This window comes from Nocardia mexicana NBRC 108244, assembly GCF_001613165.1.
In the GTDB taxonomy this organism is placed as follows: Bacteria; Actinomycetota; Actinomycetes; order Mycobacteriales; family Mycobacteriaceae; genus Nocardia; species Nocardia mexicana.
The window spans coordinates 1-8,121 of sequence record NZ_BDBV01000082.1; the positions used below are offsets into that span (position 1 = coordinate 1).

Here is an 8,121-nt window from a genome sequence, read left to right on the forward strand (position 1 = left end):
CGCCGCCCCCGCCCCCGCCGCCGGCGGGACTGCGCAACGGGGCCGGTGCGCCCCCGGCGTCCGGCTTACCCGCGTGGTCGGCGCGAAGACGTAAGGCACCCGAGCCCCCGGCTCCGCATTCCGATCACCCGGCGCGTAACGGTGCCGCCGCCCCGCCCGGAGATCCGGACCAGGCGACGGCCGTCTGGTCGCTGGCCGGGCAGGATCAGCAACTGATCGCCGGATCCACGGTTGCCGGTGATCTGCTGCGCGATCGTGCCGAGCGCGGCGACCAGCCCGAGCCGCCGCGCCGCGGTCGCCGCGACTCCCGGCGCGCCGACGCCGCCGATCTGCTCGCACCGCCGGACGATCGCACCGACGTCTATGCGCCGATCGATCCCGACGACGATTTCGACGACCTCGACGACGAATTCGACGACGACCTCGAATCCGACGACGACGCCGATGAACCCGGCCGCATCGCGCAGGCGACCCAGGCCGCCAAGGCGCGCGTCGCGGGGCTCGCCGCGTCGGCCAGGAATGTTCGGGGCAGTGGCAAGGTCGCGGCCGATCCCAACCGGCAGCAGTGGATGATCCTCGGCGGCCAGGTCGCCGGGGCCGCGGTCGCGGGCATGTTGCTGTTCAAGGGTTTCGAGAAGATGTGGGACGTCATGCCCTTCGTCGCCCTGGTGCTGGCGATGGTCGTGATCCTCGGCCTGGTGGCGCTCGTCCGAGTGCTGCGGCGCACCGACGACATCTTCAGCACTGTGATCGCCGTCGTCGTAGGCATCTTCGTGACGCTCGGCCCGCTAGCCTTTCTTCTCAGCACCAACTGAGCAGGGAGCAGCAGTGGGGATCACACAGGCGGGGCAGGCGGGGAACGACATCCGGGTGGGGTTGTCGACGGCATCGGTCTATCCGGAGAACACCGAGGCCGCATTCCGGTATGCGGCCGAACTCGGTTACGACGGCGTCGAATTGATGGTCTGGGCCGAGCCGGCCAGCCAGAGCATCGCCATCGTGCAGGGCTACGCGCGCCGGTACGGGGTGCCGGTGCTGGCGGTGCACGCGCCGTGCCTGCTGATCTCGCAGCGGGTCTGGGGGGCCGATCCGATCGCGAAACTGGAGCGCAGCGTGCACACCGCGGAGGCGCTGGGGGCGAGCACGGTGGTGGTCCATCCGCCGTTCCGCTGGCAGCGCCGCTACGCCGAGGGGTTCGCCGAGCAGGTGGTCCGCCTCGAGGAGCACAGCCCGGTGGCGGTGGCCGTGGAGAACATGTTCCCGATGCGGGCCGACAGCCTGCTCGGGCGGGGATCGGGATCGGCGCGCAGACTGGAACGCCGCGGCGGCCCCGGCCTGTCGCTGACCACCTTCAGTCCGTCCTACGACCCGACCGATACCGGTTACCAGCACTACACCCTGGACCTGTCGCACACCGCGACCGCGGGGATGGACCCGCTCGCCCTGGCCGCCCGGATGGGTCACAACCTGACCCACCTGCACCTGGCCGACGGCACCGGCGCCGCGCACGACGAGCACCTGGTACCGGGCGAGGGCAATCAGCCGTGCGCGCAGGTCTGTGAATCTTTGGTGCGCAACGGCTTCCGCGGCCACGCGGTGATCGAGGTGAACACCCAGAACGCCCGCACCACTGGCAACCGCGCCGCTACCCTCCACCGCGCCCTGACCTTCGCCCGGGCCCACCTCAACAACCTCCAGCCCGCCCCCACCCCGGAGCCCACCGGCGCCCACTGATTCCGGCCGAAAGCACGCCGGAATGGCGAGAAGGGCCTGGTATCACCGGATTGACGAGAAGGGCCTGGTATCACCGGAATGACGAGAAGGGCCTGGTATCACCGGATTGACGAGAAGGGCCTGGTATCACCGGATTGACGAGAAGGGCCTGGTATCAACCGGCGCCGTCGCGTCGCCTCGTATTTCCCGGCGTGCTTTTGGCCGGGATCTCCTGCCCCCTGTGGCGAGTTCGTCACACCCGGTGGGGGAATCCCGCGCGCCCGGGCACACTTATACGCTGTACGAGCAATGTCGGCAGGAAGGAGCGGTGGTGACGGAACTGGCCATCGATGAGCGATCGAGGGCGGACGTTGTCGACGCCCCCTTCACCCGGGTCTGCGCGCTGACCGAACTGCCGTCGGACGTTCCCGGTGCCGCGCGCTTCCGCGGCACCATCGACGAGACCTGGACCATCGGCAAGAAGGTGCACGGCGGCACCATGGTCGCGACGAGCGCCGCGGCCGCCACTCGCTGGCTGCGCACCGCCGAGCCGAGCATGGAGGAGATGTTCCCGATCGCGGGCTCGAGCGACTTCCTCGGCGCCCCCGATCCCGGCGAGGTCGAGTACCTCGTCCGCATCCGCAAGACGGGTCGGCAGATCTGCCTGGTCGACACCGATCTGGTGCAGGGTGGCCGCACCCTGGTGCACACCGCCTTCACCTTCGGCCACCTCGACGACACCCCGCCCGTTTACGACCGCGACGACCATCCCGACATGCCCGCCGAGCCACCGGCCGACGCGCTCGGCTACGAGGACGATTCGCCGATGGGCCGCCTCGTGCACGTCGCGCGCGCCGCCTCGGTGGCGATCGACCCGGGCTGGGCGCCCTTCCTGGAGGGCAAGCAGGGCGAGCCGCGGCTGCGGCTGTGGATCCGGCCCCGGGACGCCGATGCGCAGGATCCCGATATCGCCGCCTACTTCGCGATGATGGCCGGCGATATGAGCCCGCCGGTGCCGATCAACCTGGGCCACTTCGGCTGGGCGCCGACCGTGCAGATGACCACCTACCTGCGCCGCCGCCCGGCTCCGGGCTGGCTGCGGATCATCGCCACCGCGCACGAGATCGGCGAGCGGATGTTCGACGAGGATCAACTCGTCCTCGACTCCACCGGGGCCGTGGTCGCCCAGACCCGTCAGCTCGCCCTGATCCCGCAACCGCGGTAGGTGGCCCGCCACCGGCCCTTTGCTCGACGCGTCGCCGCCCGCGGATAGCCTTGCCGTCATGACAAGAATTGCGGTGATCGGTGGCGGACGGATCGGGGAGGCGTTGCTCGCCGGACTGCTCGAGTCCGGGTGGGCGACCAAGGATCTGGTCGTGGTCGAGCCGGTGGCGGCGCGGGCCGAGTTCCTCGGGGAACGCTTCGCCATCCGGGTCACCGACACCGTCGCCGACGCGGTGGCCACCGCCGACGTGCTGGTGATCGCGGTCAAGCCGCACGACGTCGAGGCCGTGCTGACCGCGCTGGGCAAGGCCGAACTCGACAACGACCGCGATCAGGTGCTGGTGTCGCTGGCCGCCGGCGTGCCCACCTCCCGGCTGGAGGCCAAGCTGCCCGCGGGATTCCCCGTCGTCCGCGTCATGCCCAATACGCCGATGCTGGTCGGCCAGGGGATGAGCGTGCTCGCGGCGGGCCGGTACGCCAAGGCGGATCAGCTGCAGCAGGTGACCGAATTGCTGGAGGCGGTCGGCACGGTGGTGACCGTGCCCGAGTCGCAGATGGACGCGGTGACCGCGGTATCCGGTTCGGGCCCGGCGTACTTCTTCCTGGTGGCGGAGGCGATGGTCGAGGCCGGTGTGGGCCTCGGGCTGACCCGGGACGTGGCCACCCGGCTGGTCACGCAGACCATGCTCGGTTCGGCGGCGCTGCTCGACGAGTCGGGCCAGGACGCGGCGGAATTGCGCGCGGCGGTCACCTCGCCGGCCGGGACCACCGCGGCCGCGGTCCGCGAACTGGAGCGCGGCGGGGTGCGCTCGGCATTCTGGGAGGCCTTGCATGCCGCCAAGCGACGCTCGGTAGAACAGGGATCGACGGGCGAGTAGCGCGCAATCGACACTGTTATCTCCCACCCGTCGCAGTAATCCCACTGGTCACGCTAAGCTTCAAGGAGCACGTGCGTGTCTGTTCCGCCGGTGGGGAAGCCGGCGGCGCGGACGTGCCGGAGGTGTCAGTGGCGCATGATGTCTGGAAACAGCTCTCCAAGTACGGGTCCCGTGATCGGTGGAGGAACCCAGTTCCTCACCGTCGCCGAGGTGGCGAATCTGATGCGGGTGTCCAAGATGACGGTGTACCGGTTGGTGCATTCGGGTGAACTGCCCGCGGTGCGGGTGGGTCGATCGTTCCGGGTGCACGCGAAGGCCGTGCACGACTATCTGCAGACGTCCTACTTCGACGCGGGGTAGGGCGGGGCGGCCGGAGATTCTTCCGGCTGCCTGTGGACGGGCGGTCCCGGCCGCCTCACACGTCGTTCCGGCGTAGGCCGGACCGAGTAGCTCCGCGTGCACGCGCACGGGGTTCGGTCCGGCCGCCGTCGCGGGCGGCGGATTTCGTCGTCGCGTCGGCCGGTCGGCCGTGCCAGATCCCCGTTTCGTTCGCCGACGGTTGGCCCGGTACGATGAAACACCGTCGTGTTCGCCCGTCGGCGCCCATGGTCCAGGCGGGTGGACACGAGGAGCCAGGCTTGCTGGGGTCGATGGCGGCCTCCCGCGGTGTCACCGGCTTGTCGCTGAGTCGGCAACCGCCCGCCCCGGACGCAAGGCCGCGGGCGACCGGGAAGATGGGCGTACGTAAACCGGCGTGCGCGCCGAGGTAGAGAGAGAACGCGAGGAACAACCCTATGGGTTCTGTGATCAAGAAGCGCCGTAAGCGCATGTCGAAGAAGAAGCACCGCAAGCTGCTTCGCCGCACGCGTGTGCAGCGTCGCAAACTCGGCAAGTAGGTCGCCGAACCCGCTTGCGCCGCGGGCGGTGCCCGTCGTGGCCCCCGCTCGTGAACGCCGCTGGGCGATAGCTGAAAGCCCGTCACCGATCAGGTGGCGGGCTTTTCAATTTGAAAATGCCGAGTTTGAAAACGTCACGGTTTCCTATGGCGGAAGTCATCGTAAGAAGCAGGTTAAACCCGTCGGCGCCCCGGGCGGTAGCGGCTACTCTGGAACCCGGGAATTAGGCGAAACGGGGGCTGCATAGGTGGGATCCGGCGTGGGTGCGAGCGTGCGGGACGGGCATACGCCCAAGGTTGTGCTGGTAACCGGTGCGAGCCGGTTCTTCGGCGGCAACGTCGTCGCGCGGCTGGCCGCCGATCCCACCGTCGAACGCATCATCGCCGTGGACGCGCGCATGCCGGGGCGGGAGCTGCTGCGCCGCATGGGCCGCGCCGAGTTCGTCCGGGCCGACATCCGAAACCCGCTGATCCGCAAGGTAATCGACGGTAACGAGGTCGACACCGTGGTGCATCCGGCGGTGCTGTCGCGGCCGCCGTCGGGGGGCGGGCGCGCGGTGATGAAGGACTTCAACGTGCTCGGCGCGATGCAGCTGTTCGCGGTCTGCCAGAAGGCGCCGAGCGTGCGCCGGGTGGTGGTGCGTTCGTCCTCGGCGGTATACGGATGCAGCGCGAAAGATCCCGCGAAATTCACCGAGGAAATGAGCGCGCGGACACCACCGAGTGGTTGGTTCGCACGCGACATGATCGAAGTCGAAGGTTTCGTGCGCGGGCTGGCGCGCCGGCGTCCGGATATCGCGACGGCAATTCTGCGCTTTCCGCCGATAGTCGGTCCGCGATTGGCGCGCCGGGGTGTGCAATATTTCCGCTCTCCGGTCACGCCGACCATCCTCGGCCGGGACCCGCGCCTGCAGCTGCTGCACGAGGAGGATTCGATCGCGGCGCTGGCGCACGCGGCGCTGGCCGCACCGGGCGGCACCTTCAATGTCGCCGGTGACGGGGCGCTGGCGCTGTCGCAGGCGCTGCGCCGGGCCGGCCGGATCGAGCTGCCCGTGCCGTTCGCCGTATTCCGGAGCGTGGGTCGCTCGGTGATGGGCCCGGTCATGCGGGAGTTCACCGCCGAGCAGATCGACTACTTCCATTTCGGATGCGGGCTGGACACCACCCGCATGCGCGCCGAACTGGGATTCCAGCCGCGCTGGACGACAGTGCAGGCATTCGACGACTTCGTTGGGGGCGCAGCGTTGCGGCCCGTCATCGATCCACGGTGGATCGACGCTGCAGAGACGAGACTTCTCGGCCTGGTCGGGGCCGGAGCGGGAGCACACCGATGAATGACGTGGCCAAGGTAATCCAACTGCACGACGTGGACTTCGAGTCCCGGCACCGGGCGGGGGCCGGCCGCCGCTGGCCCGGCGAATCGTCGCCGAGCCCGGTGACATCGCTGACCGAGCGGCTCGCCGACGCCGGGCCCAAGCCGCCACAGACCCTGGGTGAGCTGGTGCGCGGCACGATCGCCGACGGCATTCGCGGCACCGCCGATTTCGCCCGCCGCCGCCTCACCGGCGACTACCAGGTGGACGAGTTCGGGCTCGACGAGCACCTGCTGGAATCGGTGGTGCTGCCCGCCCTGCGCCCGCTGTCGGACCTATGGTTCCGGGTGCAGGTCAACGGCATCGAGAACCTCCCCGAATCCGGCGGGGCGCTGATCGTGTCCAACCATGCCGGGGTGGTGCCGATCGACGGCATGATGCTGCAGCTGGCCGTGCACGACCGGCATCCGAAGCAGCGGGCGCTGCGCATCCTGGCCGCGGACCTGATCTTCGAGATGCCGGTGCTGGGCGGGCTGGCGCGCAAGGCCGGTCACACCCTGGCCTGCCCCGCCGACGCCGAGCGGCTGCTGCGGGCGGGTGAGCTGGCGGGCGTGTTCCCCGAGGGGTTCAAGGGAATCGGCAAGCCGTATGCGGAGCGCTACAAGCTGCAGCGGTTCGGTCGCGGCGGATTCGTCTCGGCCGCGGTGAAGACGGGCGTGCCGATCATCCCGTGCTCGATCGTCGGCTCGGAGGAGATCTATCCGAAGCTCGCCGACCTCAAGCCGCTGGCCCGCCTGCTCGGACTGCCGTACTTCCCGGTGACACCGCTGTTCCCGCACCTGGGCGTGCTCGGCGCACTCCCGCTGCCGTCGAAGTGGTACATCGAATTCGGCGAGCCGATCTCCACGGGCGCCTACGAGCCCGAGGCCGCCGACGACCCGATGACGATGTTCGAGGTCACCGACCAGGTCCGCGAGACCATCCAGCAGACCTTGTACAAGCTACTGATGAAGCGCCGCAATCCCTTTACGGGCTAGCTTCCGTCAGCCCCTGGCGTCGCGCTTCCGCGTAATCGCCGCCGCGGCCGCACCACCGGCCGCGCCCAATGCCAGGGCCGTCGGCACGCCGATCTTGGCGGCCTTGCGGCCGGTGCGGAAGTCGCGGACCTCCCAGCCGCGGTTCTTGGCCACCTCGCGTAGGTCCGAATCGGGGTTGATCGCGACCGAGGTGCCGACCAGCGACAGCATCGGGACGTCGTTGTGGCTGTCGGAATAGGCGGTGCAGCGCTTGAGGTTCAGGCCCTCGCGGATCGCCAGCGTGCGCACGGCGTGCGCCTTGCCGAGGCCGTGCAGGATGTCGCCCACCAGCCGCCCGGTGAAGACGCCGTCCACGCTCTCCGCGACGGTGCCCAGCGCGCCGGTCAGCCCCAGTCGCTTCGCGATCACCTGCGCGAGCTCGACCGGGGTGGCGGTGACCAGCCACACCTGCTGGCCCGCGTCCAGGTGCATCTGCGCCAGCGCCCGGGTGCCCGGCCAGATCTTGTCGGCGATGATCTCGTCGTAGATCTCCTCGCCGAGCTCGGCCAGCTCCGCGGTGGAGCGCCCGGCGATGAACGACAGCGCCTTCTCCTTACCGCTGGCCATATCGCCCTGGCTCTCCTTGCCGGTCACCCGGAACTTCACCTGCTTCCAGGCGATGTCCACCAGATCGGAGGACTTGAAGTACTTGCGCGCGGCCAGCCCGCGGGCGAAGTGCACGATCGACGCGCCCTGCACCATGGTGTTGTCGACGTCGAAGAACGCGGCCGCGGTCAGGTCGCGCGGCGGGGCGTGAGGAGGTAACTCCTGTCCGGCAGCGGATTCCGCCAGTTCCGCATCGTGCAGCGCGAGCGCGGCATCGGCGCTGGCCTCACCGGCGAGGTTGGCGCGCACCTCCTCCTCGCTGGGTCCGAACGGACTGCGCGCGATGCGGGTGATCTGATCGGACAGGCCCTGACTCCAGCGCGCCGGGAATTCGCCGAACCTGCCCGCGATGAAACCCGTCCTCGCATCTTTCGATCGTTCCGGCACCAATACCTCCGCTGTATCTTTGGCGCGCT

9 protein-coding genes are annotated in these 8,121 nt (G+C 69.5%); 8 read left to right on the forward strand and 1 reads right to left on the reverse strand.

Annotated features, from left to right (window positions below; all coding sequences use genetic code 11):
* From NM1_RS44255 to NM1_RS30600, 8 genes are all read left to right on the forward strand, one after another.
* On the forward strand, positions 1–815 hold an 815-nt coding region (locus NM1_RS44255; protein WP_507762183.1), incomplete at its 5' end, for an Rv0497 family membrane protein.
* Between the two features lie 13 nt (positions 816–828).
* On the forward strand, positions 829–1,734 hold the full coding sequence (locus NM1_RS30575) for a sugar phosphate isomerase/epimerase family protein (protein ID WP_373864079.1): 906 nt from the start codon (positions 829–831) through the stop codon (positions 1,732–1,734).
* A gap of 310 nt (positions 1,735–2,044) precedes the next feature.
* Positions 2,045–2,938, forward strand: coding sequence for a thioesterase family protein (locus tag NM1_RS30580; protein WP_084520196.1), 894 nt, complete (start codon positions 2,045–2,047; stop codon positions 2,936–2,938).
* A gap of 58 nt (positions 2,939–2,996) precedes the next feature.
* Positions 2,997–3,815 (forward strand): pyrroline-5-carboxylate reductase, encoded by an 819-nt coding sequence (proC, locus tag NM1_RS30585; RefSeq protein ID WP_084520195.1) that lies wholly within the window; start codon positions 2,997–2,999, stop codon positions 3,813–3,815.
* Positions 3,816–3,950: 135 nt separating this feature from the next.
* Positions 3,951–4,175, forward strand: a complete 225-nt coding sequence (locus NM1_RS30590; RefSeq protein WP_068027771.1) for a helix-turn-helix domain-containing protein — start codon at positions 3,951–3,953, stop codon at positions 4,173–4,175.
* Positions 4,176–4,609: 434 nt separating this feature from the next.
* Entirely contained in the window at positions 4,610–4,711 is a 102-nt protein-coding gene (locus NM1_RS41615; RefSeq protein WP_003402602.1) for a 30S ribosomal protein bS22, read from the forward strand.
* Positions 4,712–4,970: 259 nt separating this feature from the next.
* Positions 4,971–6,044, forward strand: a complete 1,074-nt coding sequence (locus NM1_RS30595) for an NAD-dependent epimerase/dehydratase family protein (RefSeq protein ID WP_246011169.1) — start codon at positions 4,971–4,973, stop codon at positions 6,042–6,044.
* The gene (locus tag NM1_RS30600; protein ID WP_068027773.1) at positions 6,041–7,060 is read left to right on the forward strand and encodes a lysophospholipid acyltransferase family protein; all 1,020 of its coding nucleotides are present in this window, start codon (positions 6,041–6,043) and stop codon (positions 7,058–7,060) included. Before NM1_RS30595 ends, NM1_RS30600 begins: the two co-directional genes overlap by 4 nt.
* Positions 7,061–7,066: 6 nt before the next feature.
* Here the strand turns inward: NM1_RS30600 and NM1_RS30605 are convergent, their stop codons facing one another.
* Positions 7,067–8,092, reverse strand: coding sequence for an HAD family hydrolase (locus tag NM1_RS30605; RefSeq protein WP_114699545.1), 1,026 nt, complete (start codon positions 8,090–8,092; stop codon positions 7,067–7,069).
* Positions 8,093–8,121: the final 29 nt, after the last annotated feature.

Bases quoted from the DNA above. Each gene is read 5' to 3' on its own strand.
- proC (WP_084520195.1), top strand. From the start codon at position 2,997: ATGACAAGAATTGCGGTGATCGGTGGCGGACGGATCGGGGAGGCGTTG.
- NM1_RS30590 (WP_068027771.1), top strand. From the start codon at position 3,951: ATGATGTCTGGAAACAGCTCTCCAAGTACGGGTCCCGTGATCGGTGGA.
- NM1_RS41615 (WP_003402602.1), top strand. From the start codon at position 4,610: ATGGGTTCTGTGATCAAGAAGCGCCGTAAGCGCATGTCGAAGAAGAAG.
- NM1_RS30600 (WP_068027773.1), top strand. From the start codon at position 6,041: ATGAATGACGTGGCCAAGGTAATCCAACTGCACGACGTGGACTTCGAG.